Here is a 22,980-nt window from a genome sequence, read left to right on the forward strand (position 1 = left end):
CCATGACGCAACCAGGCCACCGCACATTAACCGAGTTTAAGCATATCGTGGTGATGGGGCTGGGGATCACCGGCCTCTCAGTGGTGAACTTTATTGCTCGCCATCATCCTGACGCCATGATCCGCGTGATGGATTCGCGCCAATCTCCTCCTGGAGAGGCGCAGCTGCCAGAGACGGTCGTACGACATACGGGAAGCTGGCATTCGGCATGGCTGGCGTCAGCTGACTTGGTGGTGATTAATCCTGGTATCTCGCTTGCCACCCCCGTATTGGCGCCTGTTCATGCCGCGGGCACGCCCATTGTTGGTGATATTGAACTCTTCGCTTGGTACTGCGATAAGCCCGCAGTGGCGATTACCGGCTCAAATGGCAAAAGTACGGTCACGGCGCTGGTGGGAGAAATGGCGAAAGCTGACGGCATTAATGTGGGCGTGGGCGGTAATATCGGCGTGGCGGCACTGGATTTGCTCGACAAAGGCCACGACCTCTATGTGTTAGAGCTGTCCAGCTTTCAATTGGAAACCACTAAGTCATTGACCCTTCAAGGCGCCGCCTTCTTGAACTTCTCAGAAGATCACATGGACAGGTATCAAAGCTTGGCGGATTATCGGGCGGCGAAATGTCGTATTTTTACCCATGCAACTACCTTGATCGGCAACGCAGATGATGCACAGACACAGATTGATGCCGACATGTGTTTGTTTGGCTTTAGCCAGGGCGATTACTGTTTGGGCACTGACGATGGGCAAACGTGGTTATCGGCGCAAGGAAAGCCTGTGCTACCGGTGTCCTCACTGAGCCTTGTTGGTCGCCATAATGTAGCAAACAGCCTCGCGGCCATGGCATTGGCTGATAGTGTCGGGATGAGCCAGCCCGCTCAAATCACCGCGCTGCGCACATACACTGGGCTGGCACATCGTTGTCAAAAAGTCGCTGAGCACCAAGGTGTGATCTGGGTGAATGACTCCAAAGCCACCAATGTTGCCAGTACGTTAGCGGCGCTTGATGGTCTTGAAGTGAGCGGTTACTTACACTTGTTAGTAGGCGGAGAGGGTAAAGGAGCCGACTTTAGTGTGTTGCAGCCTGCACTCGCCAAGTTACCTGTCAGGCTTTACTGTTTTGGTAAAGATCAAGCTCAATTAGCCGCACTGGACGCGTCGGCACAGTGCTTTGATACCCTGCAACAAGCCATCGATGCCGCGGCAACGGCTGCAACGAAAGGCGACATGGTATTGCTGTCGCCAGCGTGTGCAAGTTTGGATCAATTTACTAACTTTGCCGCTCGTGGTCAGGCGTTTGTTGCCGGCGTAGAATCTGTTATCGCGAGGCCGTTATGACAGCAGTGCGTGCATTCCCCAAATATTGTTGGCAGTGGCTCCGAACGCCATCGCCGGGGGTACTGTACGATCGCCAATTGGTGTGGACGTCTCTGCTCCTAATGGTTATTGGTCTTGTCATGGTCACCTCAGCCTCGCTCCCAGTTGGATTACGACTGGCGGATGCCCCCTTTTTGTTTGCCAAACGCCATGCCTTTTATTTGCTGGTTGCCATGTTGGCGGCGGTGGCGGTGATGTATATCCCTGTCAAACTTTGGCAGCGCTACAGTGGCTACATGTTATTGATCTCATCGATTCTCTTGCTGGCGGTGTTGGTGGTGGGTCGTTCGGTCAATGGCGCGGCACGATGGATTTCTATCGCGGGGATCAATATCCAACCGGCCGAGATTGCCAAGTTATCTTTATTTGTCTTTTTAGCCGGATATCTGGTGCGCCGCCATGGTGAAGTCCGTGAACATTTCCGTGGTTTTGCCAAGCCGCTGGCTGTGTTGCTGCTGTTTGCGGGGTTGTTGCTGATTCAACCAGATTTAGGCTCAGTGGTGGTGATGTTTGTGACCACCGTGGGCATGTTGTTTATGGCTGGGGCAAAATTGTGGCAGTTTATCGCCTTGTTGATGACGGGTCTGACCTTGGTCGCGGGCTTAATCATTGCTGAACCCTATCGAGTGCGGCGAGTCACTGCGTTTTTAGATCCTTGGCAAGACCCGTTTGGCAGCGGCTACCAGCTGACGCAATCTCTGATGGCATTTGGACGTGGCGACTGGTTTGGCCAAGGACTAGGAAATTCGATTCAAAAGTTAGAGTATTTACCGGAGGCGCACACTGACTTTGTCTTTGCGGTCATTGCCGAGGAACTCGGGCTCGTGGGTTTGAGTGTGATTCTGTGTCTTATTTTTTTCCTCGTTTTCAAAGCGCTTTTCATTGGAAAGCGCTGTCTGGCGCAAAACCAGTTATTCGGTGGTTTTTTAGCCTTTGGCATTGGCATTTGGTTTGCCTTTCAAACCCTGGTGAATGTCGGTGCGGCGTCGGGCATGTTGCCGACCAAAGGGTTAACCTTGCCACTGATCAGCTACGGAGGATCGAGCTTGGTGATTATGGCGGTCGCGGTGGCCTTGTTACTGCGCATTGATCACGAATACCGCTTAGCGACGTCTCAAGCACACCAAAAAACCCCTTATCAAGGTAAAGATCATAAACATGACTAAAAAACGATTATTAGTGATGGCAGGCGGGACCGGTGGTCATGTATTTCCCGGCCTTGCGGTCGCCAAGTTTTTAGAAAAGCAGGGATGGGATATCTGTTGGCTCGGTACCGCTGATCGCATGGAAGCCGAACTCGTTCCCAAATATGGTATCGAGATCGCATTTATTCGTGTCAAAGGCTTGATTGGATCCGGACTGATGCGCAAGCTACGAGCCCCTTGGATGATTGTCAGTGCCATTTGGCAGGCACGCCAAGTGATTAAACGTGTCAAACCCGATGCGGTGTTGGGCATGGGCGGTTATGTCAGTGGCCCAGGCGGAATCGCCGCTTGGATAAGTGGTGTGCCAGTGATCCTCCATGAGCAAAATGCCGTGGCGGGGCTGACCAATCAGTGGTTAGCCAAAGTTGCCAAGCAAGTGTTGCAAGCCTTCCCGGGCGCGTTTGATGGGCAGCCGGTGGTTGGGAATCCCGTACGTCGAGACGTGTGTGACCTCCCGGATCCCGCGCAACGATTCGCAGACCGTCAAGGTGCACTACGTATTTTGGTGATGGGGGGCAGTCAAGGCGCACGTATCCTCAATCAAACGGTGCCTGAGGCAATGCCACGGCTAGAACAGTCGGTGACGGTGCGTCATCAAGCCGGGAAAAATAATGCGGAAAAGACGCTTTCCGCTTATCAACACGCCGGAATGGTCGATGTTGATGTGAGCGAATTTATTGATGACGTGGCCGAGGCTTACGCTTGGGCCGATGTGGTAATTTGTCGAAGCGGCGCGCTTACCGTGTCTGAATTAGCGGCGGCTGGCGTTGGGGCGATTTTTGTCCCCTTTATGCATGCAGATAGGCAACAAGCACTCAACGGTGATTACTTAGTCGCCCGTGGTGCGGCTTTAATGATTGAGCAGCCATCACTGACCGCCCAGTCACTGGCGGAAACAATCAATCGGTTAGACCGCCACCGCCTGTTAGCGATGGCGACGGCGGCGCGTGACGCTGCCATTATTGATGCAGATGCCCGCGTTGCGGATGCTATTACCGCACACGCAAACACATAGAGAATAGATAATGGGTAAATTGGATAATCAGCAGCTGGAAAAACTTCGCGCCATGATCCCGGAAATGCGCCGGGTCAAGCGGATCCATTTTGTCGGGATTGGCGGTGCAGGCATGTGCGGTATTGCTGAGGTGCTGATTAATGAAGGTTACCAAATAACCGGCTCGGATCTTGCACAGAATATCGTCACGGAGCGATTGGCATCCATGGGGGCGCAGATCTTTATCGGTCATCAAGCGAGCCATATAGAACAAGCCAGTGTGGTGGTGGTATCAACAGCAATTAAAGCTGACAACCCGGAAGTTGAAGCGGCAAAAGCTTTACGGATCCCGGTAGTCAGACGGGCAGAAATGCTTGCCGAATTAATGCGCTACCGGCATGGTATTGCCGTTGCCGGCACCCACGGCAAAACCACCACGACCGCGATGGTGACGCAGATCTTTTCTGAGGCAGGCCTGGATCCCACTTTCGTGAATGGCGGGTTAGTAAAAAGTGCGGGCACCAACGCACGTTTGGGAAGCAGTCGTTATTTGATTGCAGAGGCGGATGAGAGCGACGCGTCGTTTTTACACTTGCAGCCTATGGTCGCCATTGTGACCAATATTGAAGCGGATCACATGGATACCTATGGCGGTAGTTTCGCAAAACTGCAACAGACGTTTATCGACTTTCTCCATAATCTGCCGTTCTATGGTTTAGCGGTGGTGTGCATTGATGATCCCGTGGTTCGCGAGTTAATTCCGTCGATTGGTCGTCAAGTGATCACCTATGGGTTCTCGCAGGATGCGGATGTATGTTTACATGATTACCAGCAACATGGGCAATGTGGCATTTTTAAAGTGACACGCCCTGGCCGCGAAACCTTGACCATTCGCTTGAATACGCCAGGCCAGCACAACGCCCTGAATGCGGCAGCAGCGATTGCGGTAGCAACCGAAGACGGGGTGGACGACGACGCTATTTTACGTGCCCTCGCTAATTTTGCCGGGACGGGACGCCGTTTTGATCAACTTGGCGAGTTCCCGGTCGATGACGGCACTGCCTTGCTGGTGGACGATTACGGCCATCACCCTAGCGAAGTGGATGTCACGATTAAAGCCGCACGCGGTGGCTGGCAAAACCATCGCTTGGTTATGATTTTTCAGCCACATCGCTATAGTCGTACGCGCGATCTTTATGATGATTTTGCCAACGTGTTAGAAAAAGTCGACGTGTTGCTGATGCTAGATGTGTATGCAGCTGGTGAAACCCCGATTGCGGGAGCCGATGGGAGAAGTCTTTGTCGTAGTATTCGCGCTCGCGGTAAGCTGGACCCGATTTTTGTGCCGAATGCCGATGCCTTACCCTCCGCGCTCGCCAATGTTATTCAAGCGAATGACTTGGTTTTAACACAAGGGGCGGGAGATATTGGTAAAGTAGCGAAAAACTTAGCGGCAAAACAGCTAGACAAGGCTGAAATGGCACAATAAAACACAAGTTGGCAACGTAAAAACGGCGCGCAATTGCGCGCTTGGTGACCAAAAAATAGATTTTTATCGCGTTCAGGAGCCAAAATGCGCGCAATAGATCCCAGCTTATGTATGAAAATGCATATCTGTGTTGGAGTGCTTGGCGCGGGATCGCTATAATCAGTCGGTTTTTTCGCGATGAGTGTCAAGTAGCATCGACACAAGGCGACAAGATAGGTATGAGCATGGTTAATGCCCTTACACGAGTGCAAGGAATGGTGCAGCTGGATCGCCAAAAAAGCGCATCACTCGCGTTTTTAATTGGGGTTATTATCCTGATGCTCTTTGGTCTAGCTCGTGTGATTGACTGGATGAGTGATGAGCAGCAGCTCCCCTTATCGCAACTGATGATCGAAGGCGACCAGACTTACGTGACAGCGACGCAAGTCCGAGAGGCGGTGTTGWCAGTGGGCGAGTTAAAGAGCTTTATGCTGCAGGATGTGGATAGCATCCAGAGCAGCATTGAGGCTCTGCCTTGGGTGAAGCATGTGGCCGTGAGAAAGCAATGGCCGGATACCTTGAAGGTGCACATCACTGAATATCGCGCGAGTGCGATTTGGAACGGGCAAAAGTTGCTCACACCAAGCGGTGAGGTTTTTGATGGTGCACCCAGTGATGTGGCTGACAAATCGTTAATTTCGCTACACGGCACACCCGGCTCAGCTGAAGAAGTGCTGGCGACGAGTCGTGAACTGGAAAAGAAACTGCGGAAAATTGGTTTATCGATACAAGCGCTGTCACTGAATAAACGTCGGTCTTGGCGTATCGTAACACGAGATGGCGTACGGATTGAGTTAGGGCGGACAGCCCGGCAAGAACGGCTTGCTCGCTTGGTCGCGTTATACCCGCGGATCAGTGCGCAAGATAAAACAATTGCCTATGTAGATTTGCGTTATGACACGGGCGCGGCCGTTGGCTGGAAAAGCGAAACAGGCCCCGCGAATAGCCAAGATTAAGAGATGGTGTGAATGAATAAAACGACAGATAAGTCACTGATAGTTGGGCTCGATATTGGGACGTCCAAAGTGTCTACTCTGGTCAGTGAAGTACTGCCAGACGGCACCATCAACGTACTGGGTGTGGGCAGCAGCCCATCACGCGGCATGGATAAGGGTGGCGTTAACGACTTAGAATCTGTGGTTAAATCTGTTCAGCGTGCGGTGAATGAAGCAGAGATGATGGCCGATTGCCAAATCAGTTCTGTTTATCTTTCTTTGTCAGGAAAGCACATTCACTGCCAAACTGAGAGAGGCATGGGGACAATTTCGGATGAAGAGGTTACCCAAGACGATATAGACAACGTGATTCATACGGCAAAGTCGGTCAAAATCAGTGATGAGCAGCGCGTGCTGCATGTGATCCCGCAAGAATACAAAATCGATTACCAAGAAGGGATCAAAAATCCGCTCGGCCTATCTGGCGTAAGGATGGAAGCCAGTGTGCACCTCATCACATGTCACAATGATACCGCGAAAAATATTGAGAAAGCCGTGGAGCGTTGTGGTCTTAGAGTGGATCAGCTGATTTTCTCCGGGCTATCAGCGAGCCATGCGGTGATCACGCCGGATGAACGAGAGCTCGGCGTGTGCGTGGTCGATATTGGCGGCGGCACCATGGATCTTGCAGTTTGGACTGGCGGCGCACTTCGGCATGCCGAGGTCATTCCTTACGCGGGCAATGTGATCACCAGCGATATAGCCTATGCCTTTGGCACCCCACTGGCGGATGCAGAAGACATTAAAGTGAAATATGGCTGTGCATTGAGTGAGTTGGTGAATAAGGATGCAAAAGTCAATGTGCCGAGCGTGGGTGGACGCCCGTCGCGGACGTTACAGCGACAAACCTTGTCTGAAGTGATTGAGCCGCGTTGTTCAGAATTGTTGGGACTGGTGAATCAAAAATTAGTCGCCATTCAAGAAAAACTGCGTAGCGATGGTGTGAAACATCAAATGGCAGCTGGAATAGTGCTTACTGGCGGAGCATCACAAATGCATGGGCTGGTTGAATGCGCGGAACGCGTGTTCCAAAACCAAGTGCGTGTTGGGCAGCCAGCCAATGTCACGGGACTGACTGATTATGTACAAGCGCCTTGCTATGCAACCGCGGTTGGGCTTTTACACTACGGTAAAGAAAGCTTGCTGACAGAAACGAGTGAACCAGAACAAAAGCGGGCTGTGGCTAGCTGGATTAAGACGCTGAGTAGCTGGTTTAAGAAAGAATTTTAACCCTGATGCGAACAGGAAGGACGGAGAGAACTCATGTTTGAACCGATGATGGAAATGTCTGACGATGCGGTGATTAAGGTCGTCGGCATTGGCGGTGGCGGTGGTAACGCCGTTGAACATATGGTGCGTGAGTCAATCGAAGGGGTTGACTTTATTAGCATTAATACGGATGCCCAAGCACTACGGAAAAGCAGTGTCGGCACGGTCATTCAAATTGGCGGTGATATCACCAAAGGACTTGGCGCGGGGGCAAATCCGCAAGTTGGGCGTGATTCCGCACTCGAAGATCGCGATGCGATTAAAGCTGAGCTCGAAGGTGCCGATATGGTATTTATCGCAGCCGGAATGGGCGGTGGTACCGGCACCGGGGGAGCGCCTGTTATCGCGGAAATCGCGAAAGAAATGGGGATTCTTACCGTTGCTGTGGTCACCAAGCCTTTCAGCTTCGAAGGTAAAAAGCGACTGGCGTTTGCCGAGCAAGGAATCGAAGAGCTGTCAAAGCAAGTTGACTCGCTGATTACGATTCCCAACGAAAAATTGCTTAAGGTGCTAGGTCGCGGCATTACCTTGCTGGATGCCTTTGCGAAGGCGAACGATGTGTTACGCAATGCCGTACAAGGGATTGCAGAACTGATCACACGCCCTGGCCATATTAACGTTGACTTTGCTGACGTACGCACTGTGATGTCAGAAATGGGACACGCAATGATGGGCAGTGGTGTTGCAACGGGCGAAGATCGTGCTGAAGAAGCGGCAGAGATGGCCATTTCTAGCCCACTTCTTGAAGACATCGACTTGGCGGGTGCGCGTGGTGTGCTAGTCAACATTACAGCAGGCTTTGATATGCGTCTTGATGAGTTCGAGACCGTGGGTAACACCGTCAAAGCATTTGCATCAGACAATGCCACTGTGGTGATCGGAACGTCGATGGATCCAGAAATGAGCGATGAGCTGCGAGTGACTGTGGTGGCGACCGGGATTGGCAACGAACGTAAGCCAGACATTACCTTGGTCACCAATGCACAGTCTGGGCAAGCAAAAGCCGAGCCTAAAAAGGCACAGCCTTTGCAGGATAAACCTCAGGCGGCAAGTTCAAATCCAGCGGCGAAAGAGCAGCCAGCTGCTTCATCGAATGCAGCACCAAAATCGCAGACTGAGCATGATTATCTCGATATTCCTGCGTTTTTGCGTAAACAAGCTGACTGATCGCAATTGCTTGGTTTGTAGCCAGTGATGTGCTACCATCTCGCTCCCCTTGTCTAAGGTGACAGGGTAATGAGTGACGCAGAGCACACTTTTTTAAGAAAAAGTTGAGATAAGCCGATGATTAGACAGCGAACATTGAAAAGTATGGTCCAAACGACTGGTGTGGGTCTCCACTCTGGGCGTAAGGTTACGCTTACTCTGCGTCCGGCTCCTGCCAACACCGGTGTGATTTATCGTCGCACTGACATGGAGCCGCCGGTTGATTTTCCGGCCAACCCTGAGGATGTGCGCGATACCATGCTGTGCACCGCCTTAGTGAATGACGCGGGTGTTCGCATCTCAACCGTTGAGCATCTCAGTGCTGCAATAGCAGGAATGGGTATCGATAACATCATTATCGAAGTGAATGCGCCAGAGATCCCGATTATGGATGGCAGTTCAAGCCCGTTTATTTTCTTGCTGCAGTCTGCGGGTATCGATGTCCAAAATGCGCCAAAACGATTCATTCGTATCAAAAAGCCTGTTCGCATTGAAGACGATGATAAGTGGGCGGAACTGTTGCCTTATAACGGCTTCCGTCTCGACTTTGCCATCGAATTCGACCATCCGGCGATTGAATCGGAGCAACAAAACTTGGTGCTCGACTTCTCAAGTCAATCTTTTATTAAAGACTTGAGCCGCGCGCGAACCTTCGGTTTTATGCGTGATATCGAATACTTGCAGTCACAAAACTTGTGTCTGGGTGGCAGCTTTGACTGCGCGATTGTTTTGGATGATTATCGCATCTTGAACGAAGACGGCCTACGTTTTGACAATGAACTGGTTAAGCACAAAGTCCTGGATGCCATTGGTGACTTGTACATGTGTGGACACAGTATTCTTGGTGAAATGCGCGCCTACAAATCAGGCCATGCCTTAAACAACAAGCTGTTACGCGCGGTGTTGGCCGATCAAGAAGCGTGGGAGTGGGTCACATTTGAAGAGACTGAAACCTCTCCTGTGGCATTTGCTGAACCGGGAATGGTATTGGCCTAAGCGATATCCTTGCGCATAAGCTACTACTTGCGTATACGCCACTACTTGCGTATAAGCTACTAGATGGTGTGACCGCTGACAGAAAGCGATATGAAGCCTAACCGTTAGGCATCGTAACCAAATACGAGATTAAGATAAAAAAGCCGGAGTTTACTCTGGCTTTTTTTGATCATGGGCCAGGTTAGCTAATGCTTCAAATCGTGCTTTTAATGTTGGGGAAGCGCCTTCCCCTAACGCGCGAAGCAACTCGCCAGAGGCTTGGCTAAGATGACGAGAAGGGGCCTTCTCGTGATCTGTTCTGTCCGCGGCGGCTAATGCTGGATTAATATTCACCTCAATGGTCGTCAAGCTCGCGAGGCCTTTGGTGCGTAACACCGAGAGCAGGTGCTGACGCTCATAGTTAAGCCGCATGGCCCAAGCGGCGCTACCTACTTCAATCACTAATACGCCATCACGATAATTGGCAACGCGACATGCCTTTGAGGTTTCACCGGGCAACAATGCTAAGATCAGCTTGTTTAGCTTGGCAAGCTCGACCGCCCGTTGGGCAATGTTGTTGGAGTCGCTCTCTAGCAGGTGTAGCGTTGAGCGAGGACGATGGTCTCTCATAGCACAATAACTGCCTTTTTTGTCATCAATTCGGTGTGGGAACGGGCGCACAGCGTCTAATTTTCGCTAATTGATCCCTTGAGTCCTAGATTTGTCATAGGATGTGAGACTATTTTACCTTATCATACATGCGTGACCCCAGCATGTAAGCTAACCCATTTGATCAATTAGGGATTGCTGGGGGAGTACAATATACAGTGCGCGAATCATTCACAGGTAAGTGTCGCATGGGTACGGCGATAAGGGAGAACCTTTTTCCATTCCGTCTATCACATTATCAGTTACGTGGAAATTGTTGTGAAGCGGCGTGATCGCCCTTGAATTCTGTCCGATTTGGCTCCACTTAAAAGAGATAAGCCTTGTTATCTCATGTTGAATCGATGAGCTTAAGCCAACCCGCGTTGAACTGAAACACGCCAACAGAGTGGCAGTGTAGCGGCCGCCCATGTGGGAAGACCATTAAAAAGAGTACCGGCAACGCCATGTTATCGAAAGTCCTGACTAAAGTTATCGGAAGCCGAAATGACCGCACCTTGCGTCGGCTGCGAAAAGTTGTTGATGAAATCAACAAACTCGAACCCCAATTTGAAGCGTTGAACGACGATGCGCTAAAAGCTAAAACCGTTGAGTTCCGCGAGCGCTTAGATCAAGGCGCTGAACTGGATGATCTTATTCCAGAGGCCTTTGCAACAGTACGAGAAGCCTCGAAGCGTGTCTTCGGTCTGCGCCATTTTGATGTGCAGATGATTGGTGGGATTGTGCTGCATAACGGCAAAATTGCCGAGATGCGTACCGGTGAGGGTAAAACGCTCACGGCGACCCTGCCTTCCTACCTGAACGCGTTAACCGGCAAGTCGGTTCACATTATCACCGTCAATGATTACTTGGCCGAGCGTGATGCTGAAACCAACCGTCCTTTGTTCGAGTTTCTAGGGATGACGGTTGGCGTCAATGTACCGAATATGCCGCCAGAGGCCAAAAAAGCCGCCTATGCGTGCGATGTGCTGTACGGCACCAATAACGAATTCGGTTTTGATTATTTGCGTGACAATATGGCGTTTCGCGCCGAAGACCGCGTTCAGCGTGATCGCTACTTCTCTATCGTCGATGAGGTCGATTCCATCTTAATTGATGAAGCGCGAACGCCATTAATTATCTCGGGGCCGGCAGAAGATAGCTCCGAAATGTATCAGCGCATTAATGCCTTGATTCCTAGCTTAAAGCAGCAAGCAGAAGAAGACACCGAAGATTATCAAGGTGATGGCCATTTCACGGTCGATGAAAAGGCGAAGCAGGTCTACATGACCGAAAACGGTCAAGAGTTTGTTGAAGACTTGCTGAAGAAAAACGGCTTGATGGGAGAGGATGATACCCTTTACTCGCCTGCCAACATTAGCCTTATCCATCACATTAATGCCGCCTTGCGCGCGCATGTTTTGTTTGAGCGTGATGTTGATTACATCATTAAAGACGACGAGGTCATCATTGTTGATGAGCACACTGGCCGTACTATGCCAGGTCGTCGCTGGTCTGAAGGCTTACACCAAGCCGTAGAAGCCAAGGAAGGGGTGAAAATCCAAAACGAGAACCAAACGCTGGCCTCGATTACCTTCCAAAACTTCTTCCGTTTGTATGACAAACTCTCAGGCATGACCGGGACCGCTGATACCGAAGCATTCGAGTTCCAGTCGATTTATGGACTCGATACCGTTGTGATCCCCACCAACCGTCCGATGGTGCGAAAAGACCATGCGGATCAGGTTTATATGACCGAGAAAGAAAAGTTTGTCGCGATTGCTGAAGACATCAAAGCACGTGCAAAAGCCGGTCAGCCTGTATTGGTGGGCACGGTATCGATTGAAAAGTCTGAGCTGTTGTCTGATGCGCTTAACAAAGATGGCATTAAGCACCAGGTACTGAATGCGAAGTTCCACGCGCACGAAGCGGATATTGTGGAGCAAGCCGGTTATCCAGGCGCAGTCACCATTGCGACCAACATGGCGGGCCGTGGTACGGATATTGTTCTGGGCGGAAGCTGGAAACAGGTTCTCGGTGATGTCGAAAACCCCACCGATGCCCAAGTGGAAGCGGCGAAAGAAAAATGGCAACAGCTGCACGACCAAGTGGTCGAAGCCGGCGGCTTACACATCATTGGTACCGAACGTCACGAATCGCGTCGTATTGATAACCAATTACGTGGTCGTGCCGGACGTCAAGGTGATCCGGGCTCAACCCGTTTTTATCTATCCATGGACGACTCACTGATGCGCATTTTTGCATCAGAGAAGGTGTCCAATATGATGAAGCGCCTCGGGATGGCTGAAGGGGAAGCGATTGAACACCCCTGGGTTAACAAAGCGATTGAGAATGCGCAGCGCAAAGTTGAAGGCCGTAACTTTGATATTCGTAAGCAGCTGCTTGAGTTCGATGACGTCGCCAACGATCAGCGTAAAGTGGTTTATGAATTGCGTGATGCATTGCTCGTCTCAAATGACATCAGTGAGATGATTGAGCACAACCGCGAAGACGTGGTTAATACCATTGTTAACCAATATATCCCGCCACAGTCGTTAGAAGAAATGTGGGATATTGCTGGGCTTGAGAAGCGCTTAAAAGCCGATTTTGATATCGAGCTGCCGATTCAACAATGGTTGGATGAAGATGACAAGCTCTACGAAGAGTTGCTGCGTGAACGTATTCTGACTGCCTTAATTGAGGTGTACAAAGGTAAAGAAGAAGCCGTTGGTGCGGAAACGCTGCGTAACTTTGAAAAGGCGGTCATGCTACAAACGCTCGACACCCTTTGGAAAGAGCATTTGGCGGCGATGGATCATCTGCGTCAAGGCATTCATTTGCGTGGCTATGCCCAGAAAAACCCGAAACAAGAGTATAAGCGCGAGTCGTTTGAGCTGTTTGAAGGCATGTTAGATGCATTAAAAACCGATGTCGTGACTGCTTTGAGTCGTGTTCGGGTTCAACAGCCTGACGACGTTGAGCGCATGGAAGCTGAACGTCAAGCACGTGCTGAGAAAGCGGCGCGTCAGCAACAGGTTAATCATGCACAGGCTGAAAACCAGTTTGATGATGGTGAAAGCGCTGAACGTGACGACAGCGGCAACGAAACCGTGGTACGTGATGGGCGAAAAGTTGGCCGAAACGAGCCTTGTCCTTGCGGATCAGGGAAGAAATTTAAACAGTGTCACGGTAGAATCTAGCCCCTGACCCTGTGTTAGCAAAAAGGCCGTTTTCGCGGCCTTTTTTTATTATTAGGAGAGTGCATGAAACGGGTAAGTATTGCCGCGGGCATTATTGTCAATTCGGCACAAGATCAAGTGTTTATTACACGTCGTCACGATCAGGCCCACCAAGGAGGAAAATGGGAGTTTCCGGGCGGGAAAATTGAAGGCAGTGAAACGCCTAAACGCGCTCTGCTCCGTGAACTCAAAGAAGAAGTGGGTATTGATGCCACCGAGGTCAGCCCATTTATTTCGTTAGACTTTGATTTTCCAGACAAAGCCTTGAGCTTAGATTTTTTCTTAGTGTGTCGTTTTGATGGTGAGCCGGCTGGTTGTGAAGGCCAAGAGGGGGTTTGGGCGCCTATCGCTGAGCTGGATAACTATACGTTTCCAGACGCGAATGACGCCGTACTTGAGAAAATTCACGCCCGATTTTGACTCGGTTGCACTAACATCAAGACTAACACGCGAGCGGGGCGAAGGACGCTCGCCATTGTGTTAATACAGTTTGCTACGCGAAGTGAGCGCAGCCTGCTCAGTGAAGTGAATGCAGCCTGCTCAGTCGGGCTGCTCTTCTGACCACAAGTCATCATCCGAGATATCAGGTGCACCGGGGATGGCTTTTTCTTCACTGGCCCACTCGCCTAAATCGATCAGTTGACAGCGTTTACTACAAAATGGACGGTGTGGACTCACCTCTCCCCAAACCACAGGCTGTTGACAGGTCGGGCATTTCACCACAGTGGGGGTATTACTCACGTACTTCTCCTTAACAGACACTGATATGAACAGGCATATTGTCGGCGACCTCATGATCATCGTCAAATGGCATAAACCGGATGGCGAAGCGGTTTTTATGGCCTGATACCAAAGGGTACACGCCCAGATCCGGTGTCAGTTTTAGTCGAATTAAACAAGCGCCATCGGCTTCTTGTTGATAAAACCCTTGTTTTACTGTCGCAGTGCCGCCGAGTGCGCTTTCGCGTGTTAGTTGCAGCCAAAAAGCGAGTGCATCACGCAGCGGCGATAGGGTAGCCATCCAAGTTTGAATCGCATTTTGTCGGGCCGCGAGCGGCTGATGCAACCAATAATGAAAAACGGGCAAATCAAAACTGCAGCTGCCTCCGGGAATCGAGAAGCGTTGCTTGATGCTGGTTAAGAAGCGATCTTCCCGCAGTGGCTGACCAAAGCGTTTGGCCTGGAGCACCGAACGTTGGTGCGCGGCCACCTGATCGAGTAGCTGATTCAGCTGGGTTTGATCCACTTGCGGTACGTTTGCCCATGCGTTGAGCTTTTTCTTCAGTTTATCCAAATCCTTGGCTAAGTCTGCTTTTACTTGCACCTGCTCTAAAATTTCCAATAAATCGAATAAACTGCGGAAAAATTGAATATGGTGGCAGGGTGCTGAAAGGCCGCTCACTTCGTCCAGTTGGTCGAGCAGGTACTCCAGGCGCAAATAAATACGCACCTGTTCATTGAGTGGGTGTTCATACACAGTGAGGCTGGTCATAAGCGTTGAGCTATCCTGTCCGGCTATACACCGGCGTTTGCCTGGGTTGCCAAGGTTAAATACGTGTGGTGTAAGGCATCAACTTGTCGATCAAGTTCCGCCTCCGTGTGGGTATTGTCGATCACGTCATCAGCCACGTCGAGGCGTTGTTGACGACTGGCTTGCGCGGCCAAGATTGCCTGAACTTGTTGTTGGCTGACCTGATCGCGCGCCAAGGTTCGGGTTATCTGGGTGGCCGGGTCAACATCCACCACAAGGATGCGATCGGCTAATGTCATCAGGTTATTTTCTACTAATAAGGGCACGACAAGCAAACAATACTGAGATTGCGCGTCGGCGCAAGCTTGAATCATGCGGGTACGAATCAACGGGTGGAGTAAATCGTCAAGCCATTGCTTGTCGTCTGGTTGGCTAAATACACGCTCACGAAGCCACGCCCGCGCCAGGCTACCATCATGATTTAATGCCGACGCACCAAAGCGCGCCACAATCGCATCCAGCCCTTGGCTGCCAGGTTTTACTACCTCACGTGCAATCACGTCAGCATCGACAATATCGATCCCTTTTGCGGCAAACCGGTCCGCTACTGTGGTTTTACCGCTACCAATCCCGCCGGTTAATCCGACTACCCATGCCATTAGATGACTCCTAAAATGTGTGACAGATACCAGTGTAACAGGCTATCGCCCCAAAGCAGACTTAGCCAGCCAGCCGTGGCAATGAAAGGGCCAAAGGCAAACGCATGTTGCATACCTTGCCGCTGAGAACGAAGCCATAGCGCGCCGACAACGGCCCCGCTCATGGAGGCCATTAAAATTAACAGGGGTAACGCTTGCCAGCCCACCCAAGCGCCCAAGGCAGCAAAAAGCTTAAAATCACCGTAGCCCATGCCTTCTTTGCCAGTGATCAGTTTGAATGTCCAAAATAAGCTCCAAAGGCTGAGGTAGCCAATCATGGCGCCTGTTACGCTGTCTGCCAATGATACTGGGCTGACGCCGATGAGTGCGAGTGCGATCCCGGCCCAAAGAAGCGGCAACGTGATTTGATCGGGGAGCAGCATGGTGTCCCAGTCGATCATCGTCAGCGCAAGTAATGTCAGGCTTGCGCCCATCACTGCGATGGCCCACCCAGGTGAGGTGATCAGCCAAGCGGGCAGTATGCAGACGAGGGCACCCATCAGCTCAATTAACGGATACCGCTTACTGATCCGGGTTTGACAATGCCGGCAGTGGCCTTTTAATGCGAGCCAGCTAATCAGCGGGATATTGTCGTACCAAGCAATCGCTGTGTGGCAATGTGGGCAATGCGAAGCGGGTAAGCTTAAATCAAAGCGCGTGTCGTCTGGCGCATCGATATTGGCGTCAGGAAAGCTAAGCCGGCATTCTTGGCGCCACTGGCGTTCCATCATTGTCGGCAAACGGGCGATCACCACGTTTAAAAAACTGCCAAAAACCAGACCCAGCAGGCCGGCTATCACGATAAAAAACGGGGAGGAGAACACCAACATGACACCTGCTTATTACTTGTTGCTTGTTGTGCGCGAATCATAGCGCGTTACGTATCGAGACTCTATCTTGGCTTAGCCGAGAACGGACATCAGATTAAAAATAGGAAGGTACATGGCAACCACCAAGCCACCAATGAGTAATCCGAGTACTAAAATCAGCAGTGGCTCAATGATCTTACCCAGATTATCGACGGTGTTATCAACCTCTTCCTCGTAAATCACTGCCACCCGATTAAGCATGGTGTCTAACGCGCCAGACTCTTCACCAATCATGATCATTTGCGTCATCATATTGGGAAAACGGCCACTTTCACGTAACGCTTGATAGAGCGGGATCCCGGTAGCTGTGTGTGCAGACACTCGAATGAGTCCGTGTGCATAATAGTCGTTGGTGAGAATATTGGTTGCCGATTTAAGTCCGGAGATCAGTGGGATCCCAGCGCTAAAGGTTGTGGCCAGTGTGCGGGAAAACTTCGCAATACAGGCTTTGCTCAGCACCTCACCAATGATAGGCAGTTTAAGTAGCCAGCGGTGATAGTGGTATCGATAGCGCGGGCGATGCCGTTGTAGCCATTTATGCGATAACATCAGGACAATCAAGATAGCGGCAATGGTCGGCGCATGGGTGGTCATCCAATCAGACAATGCCAGCACTTGCCGTGTGAGCCAAGGTAGGGACGCCCCAAAAGAGTCAAAAATCTGCTTAAATTTTGGGATCACGAACAAAAGTAAGTAAGTGCTAACACCGAGCGCAACACTGACGACAATGGTGGGATAAATCATGGCTTTCATCACCTTACTGCGCAGCAAGGCTTGTTTTTCCCGATAGAGTGCAAGGCGAGCAAATACCAAAGGAAGTTGACCGGTTTGTTCGCCGGTGGCGACCAGATCACAGTAAAAGCGATCAAATAGGGGGCTGGCTTGCGCCAAGGCCGTGCTTAAGCTGGTGCCAGCTTCTAGTTGTTGACGAAGGTAGCGAACCACTAAGCGCATTTCTGCTTTGACTTGATTCTCTTCTATCAGGTTGATTGCCTGAACAATCGGGATGCCAGACTCTAACAAGGTAGTGAGTTCGCGTGAAAACTGGGTAATATCGGCCGCTTTGGCTTTGTGCTGGCGTTGTTGCCAGCTAGAAAGGCGTCGACGTATTAAGCGTGTTGGCAAGATAGCTTGGCCGGCGAGTTGCTGGCGGGCATCGTGCTCAGAATACGCAAATACTTGGCCTTTCTGGTGTCGCCCAAACGGCACGGCTTGACGCCAATGAAAGACGAATAACGTTTGCTTGGCCATGATCATTCCTTATGCCAGTTGGATCACGCGACTGAGTTCTTGCACACTGGTGATCCCTTGATTGAGTTTGGCAATGCCGGACTCTGCCAGCCGCCACATGCCTTGTTGGCAAGCGAGTTGGGTGAGCTCGCTAGCACTGGCATGGCGATAAATCGCGTCAGTAATGGTGTCGTCGATAGGCAGCACCTCATAAATGCCGGTTCGACCTTGATAACCTTGGTCACAGCGGTAACAGCCGCGAGGATTGGCTTGATAGATTTGAGTGGGGTCGCAGCGCGGATAAAGGCGCATCAGCTGGGTCAAGCTTGGGTCATCACGCGGGTGAGGCTGCTTACAGACGGGACAGAGCCGGCGCACCAGCCTTTGCGCCACTACCAAGGTCAATGAGCTGGCGAGGTTGTAAGGCGCGATCCCCATATGCGCTAAACGCGTGATGCTCTCTGCGGCAGAGTTGGTATGTAAGGTTGAGAGCACCAAATGGCCAGTTTGTGCGGCTTTAATACTGATTTCTGCGGTGTCGGTATCGCGTACTTCTCCCACCATGACTACGTCGGGATCTTGGCGCAAAAAGGCACGGAGGGCGGTCGCAAAATCGAGTCCGATCCGCGTATTAACATTAACTTGGTTGATCCCATTAAGCTGGATCTCGACCGGATCTTCAACGGTGGCAATGTTTCGCTGCGGCTGATTGAGATAGTGCAAACCGCTGTATAATGAGACAGTTTTACCGCTCCCGGTTGGCCCGGTGAATAAAATCATTCCTTGTGGTTGATCGAGCGCTGCTTGATAGTGCTGGCGCTGCCACTCGGTTAAGCCTAAATCATGCAGCGTCAGTTGCTGCTGATCATTATTCAATAAGCGAACCACCACTTTTTCACCCCAGACCGTTGGTAAGGTCGATACCCGCATATCGACCGTATGCTCGGCAGTAAGGGTCAATTTGATTCGCCCATCTTGCGGTAAGCGTCGTTCGGCAATATTGAGTTGGGCTAAGATCTTGAGTCGCGTGGATAACCGCCGCGAGACGCCCGCGGGCGGATGGGCATAGGTTTGCAGTAAACCGTCTTGGCGAAACCGTATTTGGAAGTGATCCTCAAACGGTTCAAAATGCACGTCGGACGCTTTTTTTCGTACCGCATCAACTAATATTTGCTGGATATAGCGGCTAATGGGCGCCTGATCGCTTTGCAGTTCCGCGCTATCTTCTTGCGGACTATCGGTGACGGTCAGGGCCGCTAAATCCTGATCACTGATGGTGATGCCATCGCCGATGCCCTCAATATCTGCGCCGTATAAATGGCGCAACGCGGCATCCAAGTCTGGCTGACTGAGCACCACTAAACGGACATTGAGTCCGGTTGAAAAGCGAAAATCAGCCACCGCCTCTGTGTTATCTGGGTCACTGACGCCAAGCAGTAGCTCTTTGCCTTGCTGGGCAAGCGGCAGCACTTGATGGCGCTGAATCAAATCGCGCCGGTCGAGGGCATAACAGGTGTCTTTAAACGGGTACTGATGGCTTTCCGAAAAAGGCAGGTGATGCTGACTCGCGAGGGTGTGGGCGAGCGCGGTGGGGTCAACCCCGGCATCGAGTAAACGGGAGACGCTAAGCGGTGTGCCATCGCCAATGCCCAACGCATCGCGCTGGGCATCAGTCAATAAACCGGCTTGATACAACTGAGCGGTTGGGATCATAAATAACGCTTTTCAATGCTGATAAAACCTAGCACAAGCCTGTGCTAGGTTGCGGATTGATTAGTTAGACTTAGCCTTTGCCTGAATCACTGCCTGAATCACTGCCTATACTCTCGCAGTTGCTAACCTCTTCTTCAAGAGGTTGTTCACAGCTCCATATACCAGCTGCGGTACGTGTTAATGTGACAGCTGGAGTCCCGTCGCCATCGTCACTTGTTGGAAGGCTATCAATCGTTAATGTCATGGTAACCTTGCCAGACTCGCTACCAAGTTCTACATCGTCAGGAATCCCAAGTGTTGTGTTATCAATTTTTCCTGATTTTTCTGACAATTCACCCTTTTCCAGAATCTTTGCTTCTACCGCGGAACGCATATTGGTCAGTGTGGCAATTGCGGCAGTCACTTTGGCTTTATTTTGATATTTTTGGTATTGCGGAATGGCGATAGCAGTCAGGGCGCCAATAATGCTAATGACCACCAGTAACTCAATCAAGCTAAACCCTTGTTGCTTTTGCATCTTATGTCTCTCCTCTCAATGATGGTCGGCCGCCAACGCGGTGGCCGCGAGTGCAGCGACTTTACGCTTGTGAGCGTGGCACAAAAAAGAGGGGCAACATGAGTTTGAGAGTGAAGGGTAAAAGCTGGATGTAAGATTTTGTTTTTTCTGTTGTAGTGTTCGACTCACCACAAATTTTTTGTCACGAAAGCGCGATAAAAAGGCCGCCCATCGTGGGCGGCCTGGTCGACTCTGGGTGAGCGTACGTGTTAGTGAAAGTACGTGTTATTGAAAACGCATGGATAAATCGAGCGCGGTCACGTGCTTGGTAAGCGCGCCCACGGAAATATAATCTACGCCTGTGGACGCGTATTCAGACAGAGTATCCAAGGTGACATTGCCCGAGACTTCAAGCGCCACACGGCCTTGGTTGAGTGCAACCGCTTCGCGCATCATCGGTACGCTAAAGTTATCCAGCATCACAATGTCGGCGCCGGCCTCAATGGCTTGTTTTAGCTCATCCAGATTTTCTGTCTCTACTTCCACCGGTTTATCTGGATTCAGACGACGAGCCTCTTGCACCGCATTGGCAATCCCGCCGCAGGCAAGAATGTGGTTTTCTTTAATGAGATACGCATCGAACACACCAATACGGTGATTGTGTCCGCCACCACAAGCGACTGCATATTTGAGTGCACTACGCAGGCCTGGCACGGTTTTGCGGGTATCCAATAGCTTGGTCTCCGTCCCTTGTAACTGTGCCGCATAGGTTGCCGTTTTACTGGCGCAGCCTGACAAGGTCTGGATAAAGTTCATCGCATTGCGCTCACCCGTTAATAACACGCGTGACGGTCCTTTTAAGGTGCACAAGGCTTGATTGGCAGTGATCGCATCGCCATCGGTCACGTGCCAGGTTAAGGAAACCTCGCCACCCAGTTGTTTGAATACTTCGTTAGCATAATCTTGGCCACAAAATACGCCATCTTCACGCGTAATCAGTACCGCGGTCGACACCAAATCGGCCGGAATCAGGCTGGCGGTAATATCTTTACGCGCGTCAAGATCGCCCCCTAAATCTTCACGCAATGCGTCGCTGACGGCACGGGGCACATCCGTTTTTAGATGAGAGGTGAGATAGGCAAGACGGCTTTTGCTGTCATGAACAGCATGAAAAGGAGTCGATGTCATTATGGCTTACCGCGGTGATGAAAAAACGTGGCGAAATGATAACGCTGGTTGGGGGGAAATGCAGCTTTTGTGTCGAACTTCTTGCCGGTGCTATTCTTTATCCAAGCTGACAGTACACATCCGGATGGTAGCGCGCAGGTGGCGCACGGTGAAGGATGTGCGCGGCACTGCTTATATTCCAATCTGCCTGCCGAGCGGATACAGTAACGCATTTTGCGACACGAGTAGCTTGCATGTCTTTTTCCCGCATCGACGATCATTGGCTAGCGGGCGCGCGCGCCTGTCCTTCTCCCCATTATAACTCACGCCCGGATAGCGAGGATATTTCCTTGCTGGTGGTTCACAATATCAGCCTGCCCCCCGGCCAGTTCGACGGTCCCTATATTGAGCAATTTTTTCAGGGCAACCTCGACGCTGACGCGCACCCTTATTTTGCCCAGATCCGTGATCTTCGCGTGTCCGCACACTTACTGATCCGACGAGATGGAAGTGTGATCCAGTTTGTACCATTCAACGAGCGCGCATGGCATGCTGGCATCTCGTGTTTTGACGGTCGGCAGCAATGTAACGATTTTTCTATCGGTATTGAGCTTGAGGGCACAGACACACTTCCATACACCGACCAGCAGTATCAATCGTTAGCGGCGATCACGCAGACGCTGATGCAGTACTATCCAGCCATCACCCGTGATCGGATCACAGGACATCAACATATTGCGCCCGGACGGAAGACCGATCCTGGTTATGCGTTTGACTGGGACAGATTACACCTACTGCTCTGTACTGCCTGACAAAGCAGTCAGGCTTTTTGGTCTGACCAATTGTAGAGCGCCGTGAAAAAACAACTGTTAGGTGACGAATACAAGGGTTTCCATGATGTCAATCAAAGTTCAGGTGGACAGAATATCCGCTGTCTGGTAACTTTAGAGAATAATAAAGTAATTGGTCTTACCAATTTACAATCAGTCAGTTTCTGCAGTTGATAGCCGTTGCTTTCAATGTGGATGGTCAATAAAAACAATGGCATATCAGCGAATTCGTCAACCCAAACTCTCAGATGTTATCGAGAAAGAGCTCGAAGGCTTGATTTTGGAAGGGACCTTGTCTCCAGGCCAGAAGCTACCGCCTGAGCGAGAGTTAGCGGTCCAGTTTGATGTGTCTCGTCCATCAGTCCGTGAGGCGATTCAGCGACTTGAAGTAAAAAAGTTGCTCACTCGCAAACAAGGTGGCGGCACCTTTGTCAGTCAACGACTGTGGCAGCGATTTTCTGAACCCTTGCTAGAGTTATTGGCGGACCATCCGGAAACCCAGCTTGATTTGTTGGAATCACGGCATGCGCTCGAAGGTATTTCTTCTTATTTCGCCGCTTTACGGGGCACGGAAGAGGATTTTTCTCGGATTGAAGATTGCCATGATTCGATTCGACAAGCGCAGAAAAATGGGGACTTAAAGGCAGAAGCTTCCGCCGTCATGCAATATCTCGTTGCCGTAACGGAAGCGGCGCACAATGTGGTGCTACTGCATATCATGCGTAGCCTCGCACCGTTACTGGAACAGAATATTTACCAAAACTTTGAGCTACTTTATCGCCGTCAAGAGACGGTGGAAAATGTCAGCCGACACCGAGCTGAGATCGTGGATGCAATCACCGCTGGCGAGCCAGAAAAAGCGAGACAGGCGTCGCATGCACACTTAGCTTACATTGAGGAAACTCTGTTGGATCTTGGCCGAGAAGAAAGCCGTCGAGAACGGTCTCTACGTCGAATTCAACAACGCAAGGACGAGCTGGAGTAATCCCTATTCGCCGCCAAAATAAAGGCGAGGGGCCACTGCAGCTGCGACAACGTTTGTTTTGTACGAGTCAATCAACGAAAGGATAGATC

General features: G+C 51.0%; 21 protein-coding genes. 12 read left to right on the forward strand and 9 right to left on the reverse strand.

The window, feature by feature from the left end; translation table 11 throughout:
- Positions 1–2 precede the first annotated feature (2 nt).
- The 8 genes from murD to lpxC all read left to right on the forward strand — a co-directional run bounded on the left by murD (position 3) and on the right by lpxC (position 9,569).
- Positions 3–1,337 carry a UDP-N-acetylmuramoyl-L-alanine--D-glutamate ligase gene (gene murD / locus BZG77_RS00580; RefSeq protein ID WP_077645782.1) on the forward strand — a complete coding sequence of 445 codons (1,335 nt, stop codon included), beginning with the start codon at positions 3–5 and terminating at the stop codon, positions 1,335–1,337.
- Positions 1,334–2,542, forward strand: coding sequence for a cell division protein FtsW (gene ftsW, locus BZG77_RS00585; RefSeq protein ID WP_077645783.1), 1,209 nt, complete (start codon positions 1,334–1,336; stop codon positions 2,540–2,542). Before murD ends, ftsW begins: the two co-directional genes overlap by 4 nt.
- A complete protein-coding gene (murG, locus tag BZG77_RS00590) occupies positions 2,535–3,596 on the forward strand; it encodes an undecaprenyldiphospho-muramoylpentapeptide beta-N-acetylglucosaminyltransferase (RefSeq protein WP_077645784.1) in 1,062 nt (353 codons plus the stop codon). The genes ftsW and murG overlap by 8 nt, the downstream gene beginning before the upstream one ends.
- A gap of 10 nt (positions 3,597–3,606) precedes the next feature.
- Positions 3,607–5,064, forward strand: a complete 1,458-nt coding sequence (murC, locus tag BZG77_RS00595) for a UDP-N-acetylmuramate--L-alanine ligase (RefSeq protein WP_077459859.1) — start codon at positions 3,607–3,609, stop codon at positions 5,062–5,064.
- A gap of 224 nt (positions 5,065–5,288) precedes the next feature.
- Entirely contained in the window at positions 5,289–6,059 is a 771-nt protein-coding gene (locus BZG77_RS00600) for a cell division protein FtsQ/DivIB (RefSeq protein ID WP_198532367.1), read from the forward strand.
- Positions 6,060–6,071: 12 nt separating this feature from the next.
- Positions 6,072–7,328, forward strand: coding sequence for a cell division protein FtsA (gene ftsA / locus BZG77_RS00605; RefSeq protein WP_077459858.1), 1,257 nt, complete (start codon positions 6,072–6,074; stop codon positions 7,326–7,328).
- A gap of 33 nt (positions 7,329–7,361) precedes the next feature.
- Positions 7,362–8,534: a cell division protein FtsZ gene (gene ftsZ, locus BZG77_RS00610; protein ID WP_021022615.1), complete on the forward strand. Its 1,173-nt coding sequence runs from the start codon at positions 7,362–7,364 to the stop codon at positions 8,532–8,534.
- A 117-nt stretch (positions 8,535–8,651) separates the two neighbouring features.
- The gene (gene lpxC / locus BZG77_RS00615; RefSeq protein WP_025744297.1) at positions 8,652–9,569 is read left to right on the forward strand and encodes a UDP-3-O-acyl-N-acetylglucosamine deacetylase; all 918 of its coding nucleotides are present in this window, start codon (positions 8,652–8,654) and stop codon (positions 9,567–9,569) included.
- Positions 9,570–9,719: 150 nt separating this feature from the next.
- Here the strand turns inward: lpxC and BZG77_RS00620 are convergent, their stop codons facing one another.
- Positions 9,720–10,178, reverse strand: coding sequence for a DUF721 domain-containing protein (locus tag BZG77_RS00620; RefSeq protein WP_021022613.1), 459 nt, complete (start codon positions 10,176–10,178; stop codon positions 9,720–9,722).
- 482 nt (positions 10,179–10,660) lie between these two features.
- Here BZG77_RS00620 and secA point away from each other — a divergent pair, with 482 nt between their 5' ends.
- Together secA and mutT are read left to right on the forward strand one after the other, a co-directional pair.
- Positions 10,661–13,393, forward strand: coding sequence for a preprotein translocase subunit SecA (gene secA, locus BZG77_RS00625; protein ID WP_077645785.1), 2,733 nt, complete (start codon positions 10,661–10,663; stop codon positions 13,391–13,393).
- Between the two features lie 63 nt (positions 13,394–13,456).
- The gene (gene mutT / locus BZG77_RS00630; protein WP_021022611.1) at positions 13,457–13,852 is read left to right on the forward strand and encodes an 8-oxo-dGTP diphosphatase MutT; all 396 of its coding nucleotides are present in this window, start codon (positions 13,457–13,459) and stop codon (positions 13,850–13,852) included.
- Positions 13,853–13,972: 120 nt separating this feature from the next.
- Here the strand turns inward: mutT and yacG are convergent, their stop codons facing one another.
- The 8 genes from yacG to nadC form a co-directional block, all read right to left on the reverse strand.
- The gene (yacG, locus tag BZG77_RS00635; RefSeq protein WP_021022610.1) at positions 13,973–14,173 is read right to left on the reverse strand and encodes a DNA gyrase inhibitor YacG; all 201 of its coding nucleotides are present in this window, start codon (positions 14,171–14,173) and stop codon (positions 13,973–13,975) included.
- A gap of 10 nt (positions 14,174–14,183) precedes the next feature.
- On the reverse strand, positions 14,184–14,924 hold the full coding sequence (zapD, locus tag BZG77_RS00640) for a cell division protein ZapD (protein ID WP_077645786.1): 741 nt from the start codon (positions 14,922–14,924) through the stop codon (positions 14,184–14,186).
- 23 nt (positions 14,925–14,947) lie between these two features.
- Positions 14,948–15,562: a dephospho-CoA kinase gene (coaE, locus tag BZG77_RS00645; RefSeq protein ID WP_077645787.1), complete on the reverse strand. Its 615-nt coding sequence runs from the start codon at positions 15,560–15,562 to the stop codon at positions 14,948–14,950.
- Positions 15,562–16,431 (reverse strand): prepilin peptidase, encoded by an 870-nt coding sequence (locus BZG77_RS00650; protein WP_077459854.1) that lies wholly within the window; start codon positions 16,429–16,431, stop codon positions 15,562–15,564. Before BZG77_RS00650 ends, coaE begins: the two co-directional genes overlap by 1 nt.
- Before the next feature lie 72 nt (positions 16,432–16,503).
- Positions 16,504–17,727 carry a type II secretion system F family protein gene (locus BZG77_RS00655; RefSeq protein WP_077645788.1) on the reverse strand — a complete coding sequence of 408 codons (1,224 nt, stop codon included), beginning with the start codon at positions 17,725–17,727 and terminating at the stop codon, positions 16,504–16,506.
- 3 nt (positions 17,728–17,730) lie between these two features.
- A complete protein-coding gene (locus BZG77_RS00660; RefSeq protein ID WP_077645789.1) occupies positions 17,731–19,413 on the reverse strand; it encodes a GspE/PulE family protein in 1,683 nt (560 codons plus the stop codon).
- Positions 19,414–19,483: 70 nt separating this feature from the next.
- Positions 19,484–19,930, reverse strand: coding sequence for a pilin (locus tag BZG77_RS00665; protein ID WP_077645790.1), 447 nt, complete (start codon positions 19,928–19,930; stop codon positions 19,484–19,486).
- 264 nt (positions 19,931–20,194) lie between these two features.
- Positions 20,195–21,097, reverse strand: coding sequence for a carboxylating nicotinate-nucleotide diphosphorylase (gene nadC / locus BZG77_RS00670; RefSeq protein ID WP_077645791.1), 903 nt, complete (start codon positions 21,095–21,097; stop codon positions 20,195–20,197).
- A gap of 233 nt (positions 21,098–21,330) precedes the next feature.
- On the opposite strand from nadC, the gene ampD reads away from it, so the two are divergent.
- Together ampD and pdhR are read left to right on the forward strand one after the other, a co-directional pair.
- Positions 21,331–21,888 carry a 1,6-anhydro-N-acetylmuramyl-L-alanine amidase AmpD gene (ampD, locus tag BZG77_RS00675; protein WP_077645792.1) on the forward strand — a complete coding sequence of 186 codons (558 nt, stop codon included), beginning with the start codon at positions 21,331–21,333 and terminating at the stop codon, positions 21,886–21,888.
- Between the two features lie 229 nt (positions 21,889–22,117).
- Positions 22,118–22,891: a pyruvate dehydrogenase complex transcriptional repressor PdhR gene (pdhR, locus tag BZG77_RS00680; protein WP_077645793.1), complete on the forward strand. Its 774-nt coding sequence runs from the start codon at positions 22,118–22,120 to the stop codon at positions 22,889–22,891.
- Positions 22,892–22,980 lie beyond the last annotated feature (89 nt).

The sequence above is a fragment of the Salinivibrio sp. IB643 genome, from assembly GCF_001996105.1.
In the GTDB taxonomy this organism is placed as follows: domain Bacteria; phylum Pseudomonadota; class Gammaproteobacteria; order Enterobacterales; family Vibrionaceae; genus Salinivibrio; species Salinivibrio costicola.

Bases quoted from the DNA above. Each gene is read 5' to 3' on its own strand.
- mutT (WP_021022611.1), top strand. From the start codon at position 13,457: ATGAAACGGGTAAGTATTGCCGCGGGCATTATTGTCAATTCGGCACAA.
- BZG77_RS00655 (WP_077645788.1), bottom strand. From the start codon at position 17,727: ATGATCATGGCCAAGCAAACGTTATTCGTCTTTCATTGGCGTCAAGCC.
- ftsA (WP_077459858.1), top strand. From the start codon at position 6,072: ATGAATAAAACGACAGATAAGTCACTGATAGTTGGGCTCGATATTGGG.
- BZG77_RS00660 (WP_077645789.1), bottom strand. From the start codon at position 19,413: ATGATCCCAACCGCTCAGTTGTATCAAGCCGGTTTATTGACTGATGCC.
- nadC (WP_077645791.1), bottom strand. From the start codon at position 21,097: ATGACATCGACTCCTTTTCATGCTGTTCATGACAGCAAAAGCCGTCTT.
- BZG77_RS00650 (WP_077459854.1), bottom strand. From the start codon at position 16,431: ATGTTGGTGTTCTCCTCCCCGTTTTTTATCGTGATAGCCGGCCTGCTG.
- BZG77_RS00620 (WP_021022613.1), bottom strand. From the start codon at position 10,178: ATGAGAGACCATCGTCCTCGCTCAACGCTACACCTGCTAGAGAGCGAC.
- coaE (WP_077645787.1), bottom strand. From the start codon at position 15,562: ATGGCATGGGTAGTCGGATTAACCGGCGGGATTGGTAGCGGTAAAACC.
- BZG77_RS00665 (WP_077645790.1), bottom strand. From the start codon at position 19,930: ATGCAAAAGCAACAAGGGTTTAGCTTGATTGAGTTACTGGTGGTCATT.
- ftsW (WP_077645783.1), top strand. From the start codon at position 1,334: ATGACAGCAGTGCGTGCATTCCCCAAATATTGTTGGCAGTGGCTCCGA.
- murC (WP_077459859.1), top strand. From the start codon at position 3,607: ATGGGTAAATTGGATAATCAGCAGCTGGAAAAACTTCGCGCCATGATC.
- zapD (WP_077645786.1), bottom strand. From the start codon at position 14,924: ATGACCAGCCTCACTGTGTATGAACACCCACTCAATGAACAGGTGCGT.
- murG (WP_077645784.1), top strand. From the start codon at position 2,535: ATGACTAAAAAACGATTATTAGTGATGGCAGGCGGGACCGGTGGTCAT.
- murD (WP_077645782.1), top strand. From the start codon at position 3: ATGACGCAACCAGGCCACCGCACATTAACCGAGTTTAAGCATATCGTG.
- secA (WP_077645785.1), top strand. From the start codon at position 10,661: ATGTTATCGAAAGTCCTGACTAAAGTTATCGGAAGCCGAAATGACCGC.
- lpxC (WP_025744297.1), top strand. From the start codon at position 8,652: ATGATTAGACAGCGAACATTGAAAAGTATGGTCCAAACGACTGGTGTG.
- ftsZ (WP_021022615.1), top strand. From the start codon at position 7,362: ATGTTTGAACCGATGATGGAAATGTCTGACGATGCGGTGATTAAGGTC.
- ampD (WP_077645792.1), top strand. From the start codon at position 21,331: ATGTCTTTTTCCCGCATCGACGATCATTGGCTAGCGGGCGCGCGCGCC.
- pdhR (WP_077645793.1), top strand. From the start codon at position 22,118: ATGGCATATCAGCGAATTCGTCAACCCAAACTCTCAGATGTTATCGAG.